Origin of the sequence: Biomaibacter acetigenes, assembly GCF_003691585.1 — a bacterium.
Classification (GTDB): Bacteria; Bacillota; Thermosediminibacteria; order Thermosediminibacterales; family Tepidanaerobacteraceae; genus Biomaibacter; species Biomaibacter acetigenes.
This window is the reverse complement of sequence record NZ_CP033169.1, coordinates 2,946,808-2,964,600: the sequence shown is the minus strand read 5'-3', so window position 1 is coordinate 2,964,600 and position 17,793 is coordinate 2,946,808. Positions and strand designations below refer to the sequence as shown.

At 42.9% G+C, this 17,793-nt stretch carries 14 protein-coding genes, 1 pseudogene and 1 riboswitch; of the genes and pseudogenes, 13 read left to right on the top strand and 2 right to left on the bottom strand.

From position 1 onward, the window contains the following. Positions 1-660: 660 nt before the first annotated feature. Positions 661-1,905 carry an IS4 family transposase gene (locus tag D2962_RS15170; RefSeq protein WP_122015474.1) on the top strand — a complete coding sequence of 415 codons (1,245 nt, stop codon included), beginning with the start codon at positions 661-663 and terminating at the stop codon, positions 1,903-1,905. A 461-nt stretch (positions 1,906-2,366) separates the two neighbouring features. Here D2962_RS15170 and D2962_RS15165 read toward each other — a convergent pair whose 3' ends face one another. Then, positions 2,367-2,927: a tyrosine-type recombinase/integrase gene (locus tag D2962_RS15165; RefSeq protein WP_120767434.1), complete on the bottom strand. Its 561-nt coding sequence runs from the start codon at positions 2,925-2,927 to the stop codon at positions 2,367-2,369. A 196-nt stretch (positions 2,928-3,123) separates the two neighbouring features. Then, positions 3,124-3,210, top strand: a riboswitch (cyclic di-GMP riboswitch). A gap of 122 nt (positions 3,211-3,332) precedes the next feature. Between D2962_RS15165 and D2962_RS15160 the strand changes: the two genes are divergently transcribed. From D2962_RS15160 to D2962_RS15125, 8 genes are all read left to right on the top strand, one after another. Beyond that, complete coding sequence (locus D2962_RS15160) at positions 3,333-3,686, top strand: response regulator (protein ID WP_120767435.1); 354 nt, start codon at positions 3,333-3,335, stop codon at positions 3,684-3,686. Between the two features lie 50 nt (positions 3,687-3,736). Continuing rightward, complete coding sequence (locus D2962_RS15155) at positions 3,737-4,165, top strand: chemotaxis protein CheW (protein ID WP_120767436.1); 429 nt, start codon at positions 3,737-3,739, stop codon at positions 4,163-4,165. A gap of 12 nt (positions 4,166-4,177) precedes the next feature. Further along, a complete protein-coding gene (locus D2962_RS15150) occupies positions 4,178-6,274 on the top strand; it encodes a chemotaxis protein CheA (RefSeq protein WP_122015473.1) in 2,097 nt (698 codons plus the stop codon). A gap of 236 nt (positions 6,275-6,510) precedes the next feature. After that, positions 6,511-10,086, top strand: coding sequence for a methyl-accepting chemotaxis protein (locus D2962_RS15145; protein WP_425456630.1), 3,576 nt, complete (start codon positions 6,511-6,513; stop codon positions 10,084-10,086). Positions 10,087-10,168: 82 nt separating this feature from the next. Beyond that, a complete protein-coding gene (locus D2962_RS15140; protein WP_122015471.1) occupies positions 10,169-11,002 on the top strand; it encodes a CheR family methyltransferase in 834 nt (277 codons plus the stop codon). After that, positions 10,981-12,036 (top strand): protein-glutamate methylesterase/protein-glutamine glutaminase, encoded by a 1,056-nt coding sequence (locus D2962_RS15135; RefSeq protein ID WP_120767439.1) that lies wholly within the window; start codon positions 10,981-10,983, stop codon positions 12,034-12,036. The genes D2962_RS15140 and D2962_RS15135 overlap by 22 nt, the downstream gene beginning before the upstream one ends. Positions 12,037-12,276: 240 nt before the next feature. Continuing rightward, on the top strand, positions 12,277-12,708 hold the full coding sequence (locus tag D2962_RS15130; protein ID WP_245984748.1) for a methyl-accepting chemotaxis protein: 432 nt from the start codon (positions 12,277-12,279) through the stop codon (positions 12,706-12,708). A gap of 8 nt (positions 12,709-12,716) precedes the next feature. Continuing rightward, positions 12,717-12,944 carry a methyl-accepting chemotaxis protein gene (locus D2962_RS15125; protein ID WP_147421254.1) on the top strand — a complete coding sequence of 76 codons (228 nt, stop codon included), beginning with the start codon at positions 12,717-12,719 and terminating at the stop codon, positions 12,942-12,944. A 40-nt stretch (positions 12,945-12,984) separates the two neighbouring features. Here D2962_RS15125 and D2962_RS18890 read toward each other — a convergent pair. Beyond that, positions 12,985-13,149 (bottom strand): annotated as a pseudogene (locus tag D2962_RS18890) (helix-turn-helix domain-containing protein); the annotation flags it as partial. Positions 13,150-13,321: 172 nt separating this feature from the next. Between D2962_RS18890 and D2962_RS15115 the strand changes: the two are divergent. The 4 genes from D2962_RS15115 to D2962_RS15100 all read left to right on the top strand — a co-directional run bounded on the left by D2962_RS15115 (position 13,322) and on the right by D2962_RS15100 (position 17,786). Beyond that, positions 13,322-13,777 (top strand): PAS domain-containing protein, encoded by a 456-nt coding sequence (locus tag D2962_RS15115; protein ID WP_222927580.1) that lies wholly within the window; start codon positions 13,322-13,324, stop codon positions 13,775-13,777. Positions 13,778-14,115: 338 nt separating this feature from the next. Continuing rightward, on the top strand, positions 14,116-15,408 hold the full coding sequence (locus D2962_RS15110) for a phenylacetate--CoA ligase family protein (RefSeq protein ID WP_122015469.1): 1,293 nt from the start codon (positions 14,116-14,118) through the stop codon (positions 15,406-15,408). Between the two features lie 22 nt (positions 15,409-15,430). After that, complete coding sequence (gene iorA / locus D2962_RS15105) at positions 15,431-17,203, top strand: indolepyruvate ferredoxin oxidoreductase subunit alpha (protein WP_122015468.1); 1,773 nt, start codon at positions 15,431-15,433, stop codon at positions 17,201-17,203. Beyond that, entirely contained in the window at positions 17,196-17,786 is a 591-nt protein-coding gene (locus D2962_RS15100; protein ID WP_245984746.1) for an indolepyruvate oxidoreductase subunit beta, read from the top strand. The genes iorA and D2962_RS15100 overlap by 8 nt, the downstream gene beginning before the upstream one ends. The last annotated feature ends 7 nt before the right edge of the window (positions 17,787-17,793 follow it).

Genomic DNA, 17,793 nt, shown 5'->3' with positions numbered 1-17,793 from the left:
ATATCTATTTTTTATATAGAAAAGCATACCGGTTCAGGCGAGCTGTTTTATCTTCATGGCTTTAAAACTGGCTGTCAATATCTTTTAAAAATGTCACCTAAAAATGACATAAAATCCAGTTAATTATCGTATAAAAATGTCACTTAAACAAATAATATTATGGGAGCTTAGCCCCCTACACTCCCATCCTCGCCGGAAGGGAGAAGGCTAGGCTAAAAGCCTGCCTTAAAAGGCAAAAGGATACCTGTCCAAATGCTGTCAAGGTCTTTGGCAGCATAAACGGGCTCCCTCCCGCAAAGCGGGCCCTTCCCATTTATTCCTCGGTGCCTTGACAGCATCTAGATAAAGCTAGAAAACCATAGACTTTAAAATCAAGCAAGTTTTTTATACTTACCAAGGAAGATATCTTGTAACATTTCAAGAATCTCCTGATCACTAGAAACAGGTTTAAAAAGAAAGTGATAAGTTAAGTATAAAAAGTATATAAATACACTAGCGTTACATAAATAAAAAATTTATTTGTCAACCATAAAACAGCAAAGAAAATTAAATAAAACTGAAGAAAAATCAAGAAAAGGCCTTGTACTTTTAGAAAAAATCCTTTATAATAGAGATATGGGGTAGTCCTTGCCCAAATCCCTAATATAAAGGAGCAACAAAATGCAAGGCAAGGATACCATAAATTCCACATTAAGTCAACTGTTTAATCCATTATTTAACAAAAGTATCCTTCAAAATTTAATTTCCTCGGGGGTCGATAAATACGTAAAGAAACTAACTACCTTAAAATTTATACAGCTTATGGTCTATGCACAACTAGAACAACTACAAGGATTACGAGATATCAGTAATGCTCTAAATGATGATAAATTCAGCGAAAAAATTGAGCTTGATTCCATCAGCGCATCCCAGATCTCACGCAAGTTAAGAAGTACTGACCCAAAAATAACTCAAATGCTTTTAAAAAATACAATCCAAAAAACAACTAAGGAAATGAGCTTTAAAGACCCGATGCAAAACATCGGTCGCATATACCTCATTGATTCATCTACTATCAGTCTTTGTCTTTCACAATATAGATGGGCACATTTTAGAAAAACCAAGGCCGGAGTTAAACTTCACCTGCGCCTTAACTTCTTCGAAGAAGGAGTAACCCCTGATAAAGCCATAATAACCCCGGCAAGACCTTCTGACAAAACTCAGATGGATACACTGGTAGTTGAAGATAAAGATGCCCTGAATGTATTTGACAGAGGATATGTAGACTACGAAAAGTTCGATAACTACTGTGAAAACGGCACTCGCTTTGTCACCCGCTTAAAAAGCAATGCTCAAATTAAAGTAGATGAAGAACTTCCTTTAGATCCCAATGGTATAATAAAACGTGAACAATACGTTTACTTGGGCAAAGAAAACATTAACCGGATGAAACATCGCCTAAGATTGATTGAAGTCCAGAATACCCAGGGAGAACCAATAATCATCATAACAAACGACTTTAAAATAACTGCAAAGGGAATAGCCGATATATACCGCAACAGATGGCAAATAGAATTATTCTTCAATTGGATAAAACAGCACCTACACATAAAGCATTTTTACGGACTAAGCCAATGGGCGGTGGAAAACCAATTATTTATTGCGCTGATGACCTATTGCTTATTGCTGCTTCTAAAGTTAAAAACATGTTACAGAGGGCCATTACTAACTATCAAGAGATTACTGCATACCTGCCTTTTAGAACCATTCACAAGCTTCGTTAAAAAGCTTTACCGACCAACGAGAAAATCCAAAGGCCAACGACGGAAGGTGGATCATGAAACAATTTTTCAAGAAACCTTAAGGCAGGTGGTACAAGGCGAAGCAGACTTTTTGGATGACCTAAGTTACGATCCAATAATTTAACTAAATACAGTGGTAAAATATGGAAAAGGACTACCCATAGGCGGTTGCTCCTTTTAACATAAGAGAAAAAATGATACTTCCATAAATTATCATATATGGTATATTAAGGTATACCAAGTTTTTACTTGACTTTTATTAAAAAGATTTTATGCAACGCTAGTGATATAAATATGTAAAACAAGATAAAAAATAGAAATATAAATATTCCTTTGTGTTTACTGATAAATTGGTTTTACAAGTAATTAATTTATGTGAGTAGGAAACAATATAGATATTTTGTTTCATCAGGCACAATATAATAATATTCTACATTAAAATGTATTTTCCTGCATATAGTTACAAATTTATCTAAATTTTTTTATCATACTTTGCTATTCTGGAATAAAAACAGAATATAAAATAGAACCTATGACTATGACATTATGAGTAACATTGTCATAGGTTATTTTTATTATGTAACCTTAAAATTGCACAAGAGAATAAAGTTCATCTTTTTGGTCTTGATTTACCCCAATATAGCGAAGCGTAATTGCTTGAGAACTGTGATTGAACGTATCCATTATTAAACCAATATTATATCGTGACATCTTGTATGTCCAATACCCCCAGGTTTTTCGCAAACTATGAGTTCCAAAATTCTCAATACCACAGACATTTGCAGCCTCTTTTAACACTTTATAGGCCTGAACACGTCTTATATAATCACCCTTCTTACTGAAAAATAAATAAGAGTCCGATGAAAGTTTTTGTTCTTTTATATATAAATCAATTGCTTTCCTAAGAGCACTATTCAGCTTTATTTTCTTCTCTTTTCCGGTTTTCTTTTCTTTTAATACAAGATAATCTCGGTATTCACCTGAACTATTAAAAATATCAGAAACCTTTATGGGCAAAATATCACTAATTCTCAATCCTGTATTTAAACCGAATTTAAACAGCAGTCCATACTTAGGGTCTTTTCCATTTAAATAATAGTACATTTGCTTAATTTTAACTTTATCTCTTATTGGTTCAACTGTCATATTGTTCCTCCTTAGGCAATATTTCTATCCATAGTATATAAATTGTTTCATATCCATGCAAACAGTTTTGCCAACAGAATAATTTTAGATTACTATAATTTTTTGATTATAGTGGTTTTCAAATGATTGTGTAATGAAACAAAATATCTAAATTGTTTTATTATTACTTTAAAAAAATTTAACGTTATAATTAATTAATTGAAAAGGGTAAACTCGTCGAAAGGCGAGGGCACAAAGCCGCAAGTCTACAGCATACAAATGCCATGACGGTTGGGCTGCCAATTAGTAAGTTTTATACAATTTGTTTTTTAAATTTCTGTATTTATTTACTAAAGTAGGCAGCTTATACTGACCTACTTTTTAATTTTTATAGAATCTTGGTTGATGAAAGGGGTGAAATTGACAATGAAAAAAATTCTCATTGTTGATGATGCGGCTTTTATGAGATTTGCTATAAGAACTGTGCTTGAGAGGAATGGCTTTCAGGTGGTTGGTGAGGCTGAAAACGGTTCTGTAGCAATAAGCAAATATAAAGAATTGCAACCCGATATTGTCACAATGGATATTACCATGCCTGAGATGGACGGTATCCAAGCATTAAGGGAGATCAGGAAATTGAACCCTAATTCAAAAATTATTATTATCAGTGCTTTAGGGCAGGAATCTTATGTAAGAGAAGCGGTTAAGCTTGGGGCAAAGGGTTTTGTTGTTAAGCCGTACAAAGAGGATTATTTAATCAGGACTTTAAGCAAGCTGTAACTCTATCTCCATAGAGTATAACAAAATTTTGGAAAAGGAGGTGAAATAAGTTGAGTGTATTATTGGATGCCCAGTATGTTGAATATGAGTTGGCCAATGAAAAGTACGCGCTGATAATTAGTGATGTGTATGAGATTATTAAAATGCAAAAGGTTACCCCTGTCCATAACAGCAAGCCTTATTTAGAGGGAATTATCAACCTTCGCGGCAAGATTGTCCCAGTTATCAATTTACATAAGCGGTTTGGCCTAAATAATTATACTGTCACTAAATCAACCCGCATCGTTGTTGTAAAAAGCAGAGATGAAATGGTAGGCATAGTGGTTGACAGGGTAAATCAGGTTATTAAGTTTTTAGAAATCCAACCCCCTCCTGAAATGGTAGCAGGGATCAATGGTGACTATTTTGAAGGTATTGGTATTACAGATGAAGGAGTTGTCAGCATATTAAAAATCGATAAAGTGCTTTATGAGGCGTAAGGAGGGTGTGGTATGGCTGGAATATTTGAAAGCTCAGAAATGATAGGGGCATTTCTTGACGAAACAGAAGAACAGTTGCAACTTCTCGAACAAAGCATTTTAGAGTTGGAACAAAAAGGTGAGACTCCAGAAATAGTACAAAAGTTATTTCGCATAGCTCATACATTGAAAGGCTCTTCATCAGCGATGGGATTTGAAAAAATGAAACTCCTGACCCACGAAATGGAGAATGTGTTAGACAGGGTACGCAACCATCTTCTAAAAATATCAAAACCGGTCATTAATGTACTCTTTCAGTGTTTGGACCATTTAAGGATGCTAAAAGAAGATTTTGTATCTGACAGAAAGGATATTAAGACTGATATAGCCCCTATTATTAACAGTTTAAGAGAAGTGCTGCCAGAGAAATATAACGAAGTTGATACTGGCAAAACTAAAGATGAAAGCAATCAATTCGTTGAGTTTACACTTGGTTCGGACCAGCAGGCGCAACTGGAGCAGGCAGTAAAGTCGGGTTTAAACGTTCTGATTTGTCATGTTAAGATTTCAGAAGGAAGTCTGATGAAATCAGCCCGTGCTTGCCTGATATTAAACTACTTTAATGAGCTGGGTACCGTGATCTATACTGACCCGGATGTGTTGGAAACACCAGATGATGCCGAAATCGATAGGGTTTCGTATCTTGTTATCACACAAATGGACGCATCAACCTTCGAAGCAAAGTCAAGGGATGAACTAATGGATATTGATGAAGTTAAAGTCGTTCCATTCTACGGCGAAACTCTACAAAATTATAAACAGCCTGAAAAGGCCCAACAAAAAGAAACTGATATTGATACTACTTCCAAAACTGCAAATTACGAAAAAAGGGTTACCCAAACAGTGCGTGTGGATGTAGAAAGGCTTGAAAAAATGATGAACCTCGTGGGCGAGTTGGTGATCGAACAGGCAAGAATCCTGCAGGTCGGGAATATTCTACATAATCGTTATTCCTCTGATGATGTAATCGATGACCTTTTGGGAATATCAAACCGTGTGTCAAGAGTAATCGGCGAACTTCAAGAAGGTGTTATGAAATCCCGTATGCTGCCTATTCAACAACTATTTAACCGCTTTCCACGGATGGTAAGGGACCTGTCCGAATCCTTAAATAAGCAAGTGGAGTTGATCCTCGAAGGTGGGGATACTGAGATGGACAGGACCATAATAGAAGAAATAACCGACCCGTTAATCCACCTTATACGGAACGCCATAGACCATGGCATTGAAACTCCAGATATCCGCAAAAAGACGGGTAAACCTCTGAAAGGAATACTGCGTATCACAGCATTCCATCAGGAAAACCACGTAATTCTTACAATTGAGGATGACGGAAGAGGGATTGACTTACGGAAGGTTAAACAGGCCGCTATTAAAAAACAAATAATTACATCACAGGATGCCGAAAACTTAACAGAGCAGGAAGTGATAAACCTTATTTTCCATACGGGGTTTTCAACTTCTCAAACGGTCAATGACATTTCTGGCCGTGGTGTAGGGATGGATATAGTAAGAAATCATGTCGACAGACTAAATGGGATTATTGACGTAGAGACGAAGCAAGGCGAAGGCACAAAGTTTACCATTAAGCTGCCCCTTACGCTGGCTATCCTTACAGGATTGTTAGTTAAGATAAACGATGAGACCTATGCCCTGCCCATGAGCAATGTAATTGAAATAGTCCGCAAGCCCGAAAGAGAAATAGAGTTTGTTAAAGGTCAGGCTGTATCGGTAATACGAGAAAAGGTCTTACCTTTGATATGGTTGCATGACTATTTCAATATCCCCCGCCGCAAGAGGGGGAGAAATGTCTTTATAGTAGTTCTGGGCGTGGCAGAAAAACGTTTGGGGCTTGTGGTAGATGAACTTGTGGGGAACCAGGAGGTTGTTGTAAAACCTCTTGGAATGTATATAGGTAAGATTGAAGGCTTTTCGGGAGCTACAATTTTGGGTGATGGCAGTGTAGCATGCATTCTGGATGTAGTAGGAATTTCTAAAATGGTAAGCAGCCGTAAAGTAACGGCAGTTGATGATTATCAGAATTGTGATATTGAAGTCGGCGACAGATAACAGCCAAAGGGCAAACATTATTAAATTAAAAAAAATAGGAGGTATATATAATGGGCAAATTTACAAAAAATCTTGCAATGATGCTTATGGGAAATTCGGGTATTACCCAAAAGATAAATATGGCGGTAAACTCTTCTGAAAAACTAGATTCTAAGTTAAAAGATTTATCTGCTATTACTGAGCAGATAACAAAAGGCACAAGAGAACAGTCCTCTGCCGCTGAGTCGGCCAATAAAATGACGAGTGAACTATCCAGGTCAATTGACGGGATAGTGAAGAATGCAGAACAACTGGCGAGGCTTGCAGAGCAGTCACAGAATTCTCTGGGTGAGATGGCTGCAAGTATCAAGCAGGTTGCAGGCAACTCTGAGAGTACCGCCGGTTCTATAGAACAAATTTCCTCATCTATCGAACAAATGGGTAAATCCATTAAGGGAGTAGCCGGCAATGCGGAAAGCATGGCTGCTTCAGCGGAAGAAGTTACTTCTTCCATTCAGGAGATTGTCGCCTCCATACAACAGGTTGCAGGGAATTCGGAGTCCACTGCAAATTCTGTTGAAGAAATTTCTGCCTCTATAGAACAAATGAGTAAATCCATCAAGGGAGTTGCCGGCAACACCGAAAGCCTAAAAGGATCGGCGGAAGAAGCCGCAGCTGCAGTGCAGGAGATAGTAGCTTCCATCCAGCAGGTAGCTGGGAATTCAGAATCAACTGCCAGCTCGGTAGAGCAAATCTCATCTTCCATTGAGCAGATGGGCAAGTCCATCAAGGGAGTTGCCGGCAACGCCGAGAGCCTGAAGGGCTCTGCAGATGAAGCGGCCGCAGCCATCCAGGAAATGGTGGCTTCCATCCAGCAGGTAGCAGGCAATGCAGATAGTACCGCAAGCTCGGTAGAACAGATTTCCTCCTCCATTGAACAGATGGGCAAATCCATTAAAGGCGTAGCGGGCAACGCCGAAAGCCTGAAGGGTTCGGCAGATGAAGCGGCTGCTGCGGTCCAGGAGATAGTAGCCTCCATCCAGCAGGTATCGGGAAATGCCGAAAGTACAGCAAAATCAGTTGAAGAGATTTCGGTGGCAATAGAGCAGATGGGCAAATCCATCAAGGGCGTAGCGGGCAACGCCGAAAGCCTAAAAGGATCGGCGGAAGAAGCCGCAGCTGCAGTGCAGGAGATAGTAGCCTCCATCCAGCAGGTAGCTGGGAATTCAGAATCAACTGCCAGCTCGGTAGAGCAAATCTCATCTTCCATTGAGCAGATGGGCAAGTCCATCAAGGGAGTTGCCGGCAACGCCGAGAGCCTGAAGGGCTCTGCAGATGAAGCGGCCGCAGCCATCCAGGAAATGGTGGCTTCCATCCAGCAGGTAGCAGGCAATGCAGATAGTACCGCAAGCTCGGTAGAACAGATTTCCTCCTCCATTGAACAGATGGGCAAATCCATTAAAGGCGTAGCGGGCAACGCCGAAAGCCTGAAGGGTTCGGCAGATGAAGCGGCTGCTGCGGTCCAGGAGATAGTAGCCTCCATCCAGCAGGTATCGGGAAATGCCGAAAGTACAGCAATATCAGTTGAAGAAATATCCGCTTCAATAGAAGAAATGGGCAAATCAATCCAGAGCGTTGCAAGCAGTGCAGAACAGCTCCAGAAATCCGCCGGTGAAACATTTCAGGTAGTTGAAAACATGGCGGCCTCCATCAGCCAGGTTGCCCAGAACGCACAGAATGTAAACAAATTAAGCGATAAAGTACAAGCTGATGCTAAAGATGGCCAGAAAGCTGTTGCTGATACCCTGGTGGCCATTAAGGAAATTTCAGAGGTTATCCATAGGGCCGAAAATGTTATCATTAACCTTGGAAAGAGTTCTGAAAAGATTGGCAGTATTATAGAGGTCATAGACGATATAGCAGAGCAGACCAACCTCCTTGCATTAAATGCGGCAATTGAAGCGGCCAGAGCCGGCGAACATGGCAAAGGTTTTGCAGTGGTTGCGGACGAGGTAAGGAAACTTGCTGAAAGGACTGCTACTGCAACGAAAGAAATATCAGCCCTTATTAAAGGTATCCAGGGTGAAACTTCGAATGCCATAAAGGCTATTGAAGTCGGTACCCAAAAGGTCGAAAATGGAACAAAATTAAGTGATGAAGCCGGTAAAGCCATTGAAAAGATAGTAGAGGGCGTGGAAAATGTAAATGCCGAAATTCGTCAGATTACAGTTGCAACTGAGGAGCAGAATAATGGCAGTGCAAAAATTATTGAAGCTATGAAGGTTGTTACCAACCAGGCGGCAATGGTTACACAGAGTACAAAAGAACAGGCTGCAGGTGCTGAGAATATCGTTAAGGGTGTTGCTAATGCCAGAGAGCAGGTCCGCCAGGTTACTGTTGCTGTTAAGGAGCAGGCGAAACAGGGGCAGAATATTGTGATAGCGGTAGAGAATGTAAATAAACAAGCTGCTCAGGTATCGCAGGCTGTAACCGAACAATCCAAAGGCGTAGATGAAATTATAAAGGGTGTAGCCAATGCCCGTGAGCAGGTAAGGCAAATTACGGTGGCGGTCAAAGAGCAGGCCAACCATGGGCAGAATATCCTCAAGGCGATTGAAAATGTGGCGAAACAAACGGCACAGGTTGCGGTTGCAGCCAAAGAACAGGCGGCAGGTGCGCAAGAGGTTATCAAGGGTGTTGCCAATGCAAGAGAACAGGTTAAGCAGATTACTGCTGCCATGAAGGAGCAGTCCAGGCAAGGACAGAACATAGTTACGGCAGTTGAAAATGTGAAGGACCAGGCTGCACAGATTACGAAAGTAACCCAGGAACAAGCTCAGGGAGTGGAAAATATTATAAAGGGTGTTTTGAATGCCCGTGAGCAGGTAAGACAGATTACTGTAGCTGTAAAGGAACAGGCAAAGCAAGGGCAAAACATTACAGCCGCTGCCCAGAACGTAACCGACCAAGCGGCCCGGGTAACACAGGCAACCAAAGAGCAGGCCAAGGGCGTAGAAGAAGTCATCAAAGGCGTAACTAATGCCCGTGAACAGGTGAGGCAAATAACTGTAGCTGTTAAAGAACAGGCAAACCAAGGGCAGAACATCGTTAAATCTGTAGAAAATGTAAATGACCAGGCTGAGCGAGTGGCTGTAGCTGTTAAGGAGCAGACCAAAGGCGTTGAGGAAATCATAAAGGGTGTTTTGAATGCCCGTGAGCAGGTAAGGCAGATTACGTTGGCGGTCAAGGAACAGGCTAAACAAGGGCAGGATATTGTAAAGTCAGTACAGAATGTGACAGACCAGACAGCCCTTGTGGCCAGTGCTGTAAAGGAACAGGCGGCAGGTGTAGACAATATAGTAAAAAGCGTTGAGAATGCAAGAGAGCAGGTTCGTCAAATAACTGTGGCCGTTAAAGAACAAGCGAAACAGGGGCAGAATATTGTAGTTGCCGTGGAAAATGTAACCAGGCAGGCAGCCCAAGTGACTCAAGCTACAAAGGAACAGGCAGCAGGTGTGGAAGAAGTTATCAAAGGTGTTGGCAATGCAAGAGAACAGGTAAAACAAATTACCGCGGCTATGAAGCATCAGGCTTCCGGTGTAGACAAGTTGATTGTCAATATTAAGGATGTGACAGCCCAGGCAAGTGAGGTTACAGAGGCAACCAGGGTTCAGGCGTCTGAAGTTGCGCAGCTTGTAAAATTCGTAAGTGAAATCAACAGGGTTGTCGACCTTAATTTCAAGGATGTGGAGCAAACAGCGGCAGTAACCAAAGAATTGTTTGGATACTCTGCTGGAATCAAGGAAGCGTTTGAGGAATTAACTGAAAAATAATTATAAGGCACAGTATCCGCTGGGAAAGATATCTTCCCGGCGGATATAAACTTTGTATAGGTGGGAGTCAGTAGTAATATCTATGGATACAATCGGGTTAGTTCAATTAGCAGAACTCATATATAACTATTGTGGCATCGACTACATGAAAAACCTTTCCTCCCTTGAGCCTAAAATATCAGGAAGGCTGAAGGAATTGGGGCTTTCCGCCTGGGAGTACTGCGGATACCTCAAAATGGAGGCAAAGGAATGGGATACCCTAATTGAATTAATCACCGTAAATGAAACCTATTTTTTTAGAGAAGAAAATTTGCTGGATGAAATTAAGAGTGCCATACTGCCCCAGTATAAGGACCGCACAACAGAAAACCCATTAGTGATATGGTGCGCGGCATGTTCCAGCGGTGAAGAGCCTTATACTATTGGAATACTCGTAGAAGAGTCCGGGTTGTTCCAGCCAGGGGCTGTGAGGATTATCGCTTCGGATATTAATAAAAAGGTGCTTAAAAAAGCCAGGAGCGGTGTGTATAATAAGAAGTCTTTCTCTTTTAGGAAAATGCCCGAAGGCGTCTTGGATAAGTTTTTTATAGAACTAGAGGAAGATTATAAGGTCAAAGACTCTATCATGGAGATGGTTGATTTTAGATACATGAACCTTTTAGATAATAACATAACAGGGAAAATTGAAAAATCGGATATTATCTTATGCAGAAATGTGCTGATATACTTTGATACAAAGGCTATCCAAAGAATAGTCGACGATTTTTCTAATATATTAAAACCGGGCGGATACCTGTTTTTAGGTCATGCGGAGACAATAACGGGAATGAAAAGCGATTTTGAGACAATATATACACAGAATATATTCTACTACAAGAAAGGAGGAAATTCTCTATGCGGCAGTACGGGGTGTTAGTGGTAGACGATTCCTCCTTTATGAGAAGGTGTATAAGCCTTATCATTGAAAGAGACCCTCAGTTCTTTGTCATAGGAGTTGCACGGAATGGCCTTGATGCCATAGAGAAGGTCCAGCGTCTTAAACCCGATATAGTGACGATGGATGTGGAAATGCCCGAAATGGATGGAATAGCTGCTTTGGAGCATATCATGAAGACCTGCCCGATTCCTGTGGTCATGTTGAGTAACTACACCGAGGAAGGGGCCAAGACTACGATAAAAGCACTGGAACTTGGGGCAATTGATTTCTTCCTTAAAAGTGTGTTGATTAAAGAAGATGTGGGGCAGGAAATCACAAATGATTTTTTAGATAGATTAAAAGCAATTGCGGAGGGAGCAAAAGTACCTCTGCAGGAAAATATTACTCAAACTGAAAGGCCACAACATAACCCAGAAAGCAAGGTGCTGCTAAAAGAGAAAACTACCGACCTGTTAATTATCGGGTGTTCAACAGGAGGGCCATCCGCATTGCAATCCCTCTTACCCCGCTTTCCCAAAGAAACAAGCGTACCTATCATTGTTATTCAGCATATGCCGCCTGGTTTTACAGCGCCACTGGCTGAACGGTTTGATAAGATCTGCAACCTTCATGTCAAGGAAGCGGCAGACGGAGACATACTTGAAGCAGGGAATATCTACATAGCTCCTGCCGGCTTACAGACTTTTTTGCAAAAGAAAGATGACAGAAGTGTAATTTTGAGGATAGGGGACTACTCTCCAGTAGAAACAGTTTACAAACCTTCTATCAATATTACTCTAATTTCCGCTGCCCAAATATTTAAGGATAGGCTTTTGACGGTTATTATGACAGGTATGGGAAATGACGGACTGATGGGTTGCAGGGAAGTAAAAAAATATAACGGCAAAGTTATTGTTGAAGCAGAAGAGTCCTGCATAGTGTACGGCATGCCAAAAGTGGTTTATGAGGCAGGTCTTGCGGATATTCAAGTACCGTTGCCATACATTTTTCAGCAAATAATACAGCATATTTAACATCTTTTATCGGTTTGACTAAAATGGAACCGTGGCTTTTTATTTTTTAGATGTTACCATAGCCGTTTTAGCAATTCAGTCAACTTAGTCACATAATAATCTCCTCCCTAGGTATATAACTAACATAAATACTATTATGAATAACTTTGGGACAAAAATGATGAAACACTAAATGCACTTGAAGTAGTTAATTCCAGAGTCGAGATTATTAACTCTAAAGCACAAATCAGCAACCGGGATTTGGCAATACTTGAAGATGCTATAAAAGACATTAACTTATCCTTTACTGATGTAAGGAATGAAATAAAAGGACTTGGAATACAGTTGTCTCAAATCGGTAAGATTACTGATTTAATAAATGATATTGCAGAGCAGACCAATCTTCTCGCACTAAATGCTACGATAGAAGCGGCACGAGCAGGGGAAGCAGGCAGAGGCTTTGCAGTAGTAGCCGAAGAAATTAGGAAACTCGCTGAGCAATCAAAAACTTCATCTTCAAATATAAGTAGTTTGCTTGAAAATCTTATGAATAAGAGCAATTTGGCTATTAAAACTTCGGATATTATGAAGGATAAACTAAACGGGCAGATTACAGTGATCGGTAATTCAGTTAATTCCTTTAAGGAAATAATAATAATGTGGAAGAAATTTTTCCAAGAATCGGTGATATAAGCAATAATATGAGCCATATTAATGGCAAAAAGCATATTATTATAAAAAGTATTGAAACGGCTGCATCCATGGCAGAAGAGGTTTCAGCATCTTCTGAACAGATAGCGGCATCCTTACAGGAATTAAATGCTTCCTCACAGGAAGTTGCATCATCGGCGCAGACCTTGAGTAATATGTCCAAAAATTTGGTAGATGATGTGAGCCAATTAAAATTTAAAATTTCCAATTTCCCCTGACGGGTGAGGACCCAAACTTCCCAGGATGGGTCCTCCTCCCGGCAATTTTTACCAGTACATTTAAGCTCATCTGGCGCTCCCCGCGTTCCAGCTGCCCTACATAGTAGTCCGAAAGCCCTATGATTTCCGCAAATTTTTCCCTTGTAAGCCCAAGTTTTTCTCTTTCTTTCCTGATCCTCTGACCGGACGGCAGAGAGAAGTTTATGGAAGTCTATTCGGCGGTTATCAATCACGATCAGGGGACTTTGCTCGATTTAAAATCGTCTTTGATATCAACGCGTGAATTTAAACAGAGAAAGAAATAAAGTTTTTCCGGCATGTTGTGGAAAATTCGCTGGTAGAGATTTTATATATTCCGTTTTGATACGTTAAAGTTTGTGACAGTCAACCGCATCGCCCGAGAAAACCTGGGATACACCGCCGAGGAACTGAAAGATATGACTCCCCTGGATATTACCCCTGACCTTAACCGACAGAGTTTTTTGGATCTCATAGCGCCTCTTGCTGCCGGGAAACAGGAACAGATGACATACTGTACGGTTCACCGCCGCAGAGACGGCTCCACCTATCCTGTAGAAAACCACCTGCAGCTTATAGAATACACGGGAGAAAAAGTATCTATGGCACTTGCCATAGATATCATCAAGCGCAGAGCTATGGAGGTGGAACTTGCGAAAAAAGCGGCCACTTTAAGGGCGATAATGGAATCCGCCCGGGATGCCATAGTGATGATCGACGGGCAGGGGAATGTAATTTTTTGGAACCCAGCAGCTGAGCAGCTTTTTGGCTACTCCCGGGAAGAAATTATGGGGAAAGATCTGCATGCTGTATGAGGCAAAATCCGAAGGCAGGAACTGTGTCCGTTATACTGCTTGATTTAACAAAATTGTATTTATCTTTTATGCGTAATATTGTATAATCTTATATATCTGAAATAATTTTGATTCAATTAACAAGGCTGCTGGAGGTGCCGGGCATCTCCGGCAGGAAGGAGACTTTCTATACCAATCAAATACTTTTTTATTGGGAGATGGCAGGATGGTAGGAAAGGTTGTTTGCAGGGCCTCGGGCCTTTTATTTTTAAGCGGAGAAATTAAGGCTGCCGCTTTTTGCCGGCCGGGCGGCCTGTCCGCAGTTCGCATTGCTTGTACCATGAGAGGGGGGAAGCGCTATGCTGTGGTCGAAGGATGAGGCATTATCCAGAAAAGAAATCGAAAGCATACAGCTTGAAAGATTGAAATACATCGTAAATTATGCTTACGAAAAAGTTCCATTTTACAGGCAGGCTTTCGACCGCATAAATCTTTCCCCTCGGGACATCAATTCTTTAAAGGACATCGAAAAAATACCCTTCACCACAAAGGATGATTTGCGAGACAATTATCCCTATGGGATGTTTGCCGTACCGATGAAGGACGTGGTCCGAATCCACGCCTCCTCCGGTACCACCGGCAGGCCCACTGTGGTGGGATACACCAGAAAGGACCTGGACACATGGTCGGAACTGGTAGCCCGTATGGCTTTCATGGCAGGGGCCCGTGAGCAGGATATCGCCCAGATTTCCTTCGGTTACGGGCTTTTTACAGGAGCCCTGGGGCTCCATTACGGTCTTGAAAGGATAGGAGCCGCGGTTGTTCCCGTTTCCAGCGGCAATACCGAGAGGCAGATAAATCTGATGCGGGATTTTGGTTCCACCGTGCTGGTGAGCACCCCTTCTTACGCCATGTATATGGCGGAGGTGTCTGAAGAAATGGGGGTAAAGCGGGACGATATCCGCCTCAGGCTGGGACTCTTCGGGGCAGAGGGTTCCACGAAAGAGATGCGAAATGAAATCGAAAGGCGTTGGGGCATAACCGCTACAGAAAACTACGGTTTGAGCGAGATTATTGGGCCGGGAGTCTCCGGAGAGTGCGAGGAAAAAGACGGCATGCATATTGCCGAAGACCATTTCCTGGCGGAAATAATAGATCCCGCGACGGGCCGCAAACTGGACTTCGGGGAAAAAGGGGAGCTGGTCATAACAACCCTTACTAAGGAGGCTCTGCCTCTTTTGCGCTACAGGACCAGAGACATCACCAGTCTGAACCCGGAGCCATGCCGCTGCGGCAGAACCCTGATGAGGATGTCCCGGGTGGAAGGCCGGAGCGACGACATGCTCATCATCCGGGGGGTCAATGTGTTTCCTTCCCAGATAGAGAGCGTTTTGATGAACATAAAGGGCGTGGGGCCGCATTATGAGATTGTGGTTACAAGAAAAGGATATCTGGATGAACTTACGGTAAATGTGGAACTTGTCGACGGAGAAATGCTGGACAAGTACCAGAGATTGGAAGAACTGAATGCTCAAATCCGCCACAAGCTCAAGACCGTGCTTCAGATAGACGCAAAGGTCAATCTCGTGGAGCCGAGGAGCCTTACGAGATTTGAAGGCAAGGCCAGGCGGGTCAAGGATTTGCGCAAATAGGAAAAAGACAGAGGTGATTGTAATGAAGAAACTGCTGCTGGGCAATGAGGCCGTAGCCCTGGGGGCTTATGAGGCCGGAGTGAAAGTGGCATCGGCCTATCCCGGAACCCCCAGCACCGAAATAACCGAAAGCATATCCAAATATGACGGTATATATGCAGAATGGTCTCCCAACGAGAAGGTGGCTCTGGAAGTGGCCCTTGGGGCATCAATTGCGGGAGCGAGAGCCATGGTTTGCATGAAACATGTGGGGCTGAACGTGGCGGCTGACCCGCTTTTTACATCCTCCTATACCGGGATAAACAGCGGGCTTGTAATAGTGGTGGCCGACGACCCCGGAATGCACAGCTCCCAGAATGAACAGGACAGCAGGTTTTACGGCAGAGCAGCACACATTCCCGTGCTGGAGCCCTCGAACAGCCAGGAGGCAAAAGATTTTACAAAACTTGCCTTTGAAATCAGCGAGAAATTCGATACTCCCGTCATGCTGAGGATGACCACCCGGGTCTCCCACTCCAGAAGCCTGGTGGAACCGGGCGAAAGGCTTGATTGTGGGCTTAAGAGTTATGTGAAAGACGTCGGCAAATACGTTATGATGCCGGCCATGGCCCGGGGCAGGCGGACCGCACTGGTGGAAAGGGAAAAAAAGCTTCAGGAATACTCCGAGAAAGCCGATATAAATAAAATCGAATACAATGACCGCTCTATCGGCATAATTGCCGCCGGAGGAGCATATAATTACGCAAAAGAAGCAGCTCCCGGCGCATCCTTTTTAAAGCTGGGCATGGTATACCCGCTGCCGCAGGAATTAATAAAAAGTTTTACCGAAAACGTTGAAAGGCTTTTCGTGGTGGAAGAACTGGAAACATTTATCGAGGATTATATAAAAACTCTGGGCGTAGAGGTTTTTGGAAAAGAGTATTTCCCCAAAATGGGAGAGCTTTCTTATGAATTAGTTGCTGCTGGATTAAAGGCGGCCGAAGTTAAAAATGAAATCCTTAACCTTGCTTTTGAAAACCGTGTAGAGGTAAATACATCGCAGATTCCTCCCAGGCCTCCGGCGCTCTGTCCCGGATGTCCGCACCGGGGAGTTTACCATGTGCTCAAAAAGCTGAACCTTACGGTGACCGGCGATATCGGCTGCTATACCCTGGGAGCCCTGCCTCCGCTTTCCTCCATGGATACCTGCATATGCATGGGGGCCAGCATCGGCAATGCCCACGGTATGGAGAAAGCCCTGGGAAAAGACGCATCATGGAAAACCGTGGCGGTGATAGGAGATTCCACCTTCATTCATTCGGGCATAACCGGCCTTATAGATGTGTTTTATAATAACGGCACCACAACAGTAATAATACTGGATAACTCCACCACGGGCATGACGGGTCACCAGGAGCATCCAGCCACCGGCTTCAATATAAAGGGGGAACCGGCATATAAGCTCAATCTGGAAAAACTTTGTGAGGCCGTGGGGGTAAGGCGCGTCAGGGTGGAAGACCCCTTTGACCTGGAGAAATTTGAAAAGGCCGTCCGGGAAGAGATTTCCTCTCAGGAACCCTCGGTTATCATCGCCCGCCGGCCATGCGCACTTTTAAAGAGGGTTCAGGTCAAAAATCCGCCCTACGGTGTAAACTCCGATACTTGTATCGGATGCGGCCTCTGCATAGAGCTTGGATGCCCGGCCATGGAAAACCGCGATTTCATTTCCATCGATGAAACCATGTGCACGGGGTGCGGGCTCTGCGCCGCAGTATGTCCCACAAAATCCATCACAAGAGGTGATATGCGTGGCTGATACAGGCATACTCATAGTAGGAGTCGGCGGGCAGGGAACATTGCTATCAAGCCGTATCCTGGGAGAGGTAGCCCTCCGCAGCGGCCTGGATGTAAAGGTTTCCGAAGTCCATGGAATGGCTCAAAGGGGCGGCAGTGTGGTGACCCATGTCAGATTTGGGGAAAAAATATATTCCCCCCTGGTAGGAATGGGGCAGGCCGATTTTATCCTGGCCTTTGAAAAGCTTGAAGCCCTGAGGTGGGCGGGGTATTTGAAAAAGGGCGGAATAATAATCTCCAATGCCCAGGAGATACCACCCATCCCCGTGACGATGGGATATCAGAAATATCCGGAGAACATAAATGGGACCCTGGCAGATATAGCAACCACCTGCATGGTGGACGCCGGGAAGATTGCATCGGATTGCGGCAGTGCAAAGGCGGTAAATGTAGTGCTTCTGGGGGTGCTGGCCAGCAGGCTGGATTTTGAGAAAGAACTCTGGCTAAAGATCATTGAAGAAACCGTACCTCCAAAGACCGTTGAAATTAATAAGGAAGCCTTCAAAAGAGGATATGAAGCAATACTAGAGAAGCGAGAAATGTGATATAAGA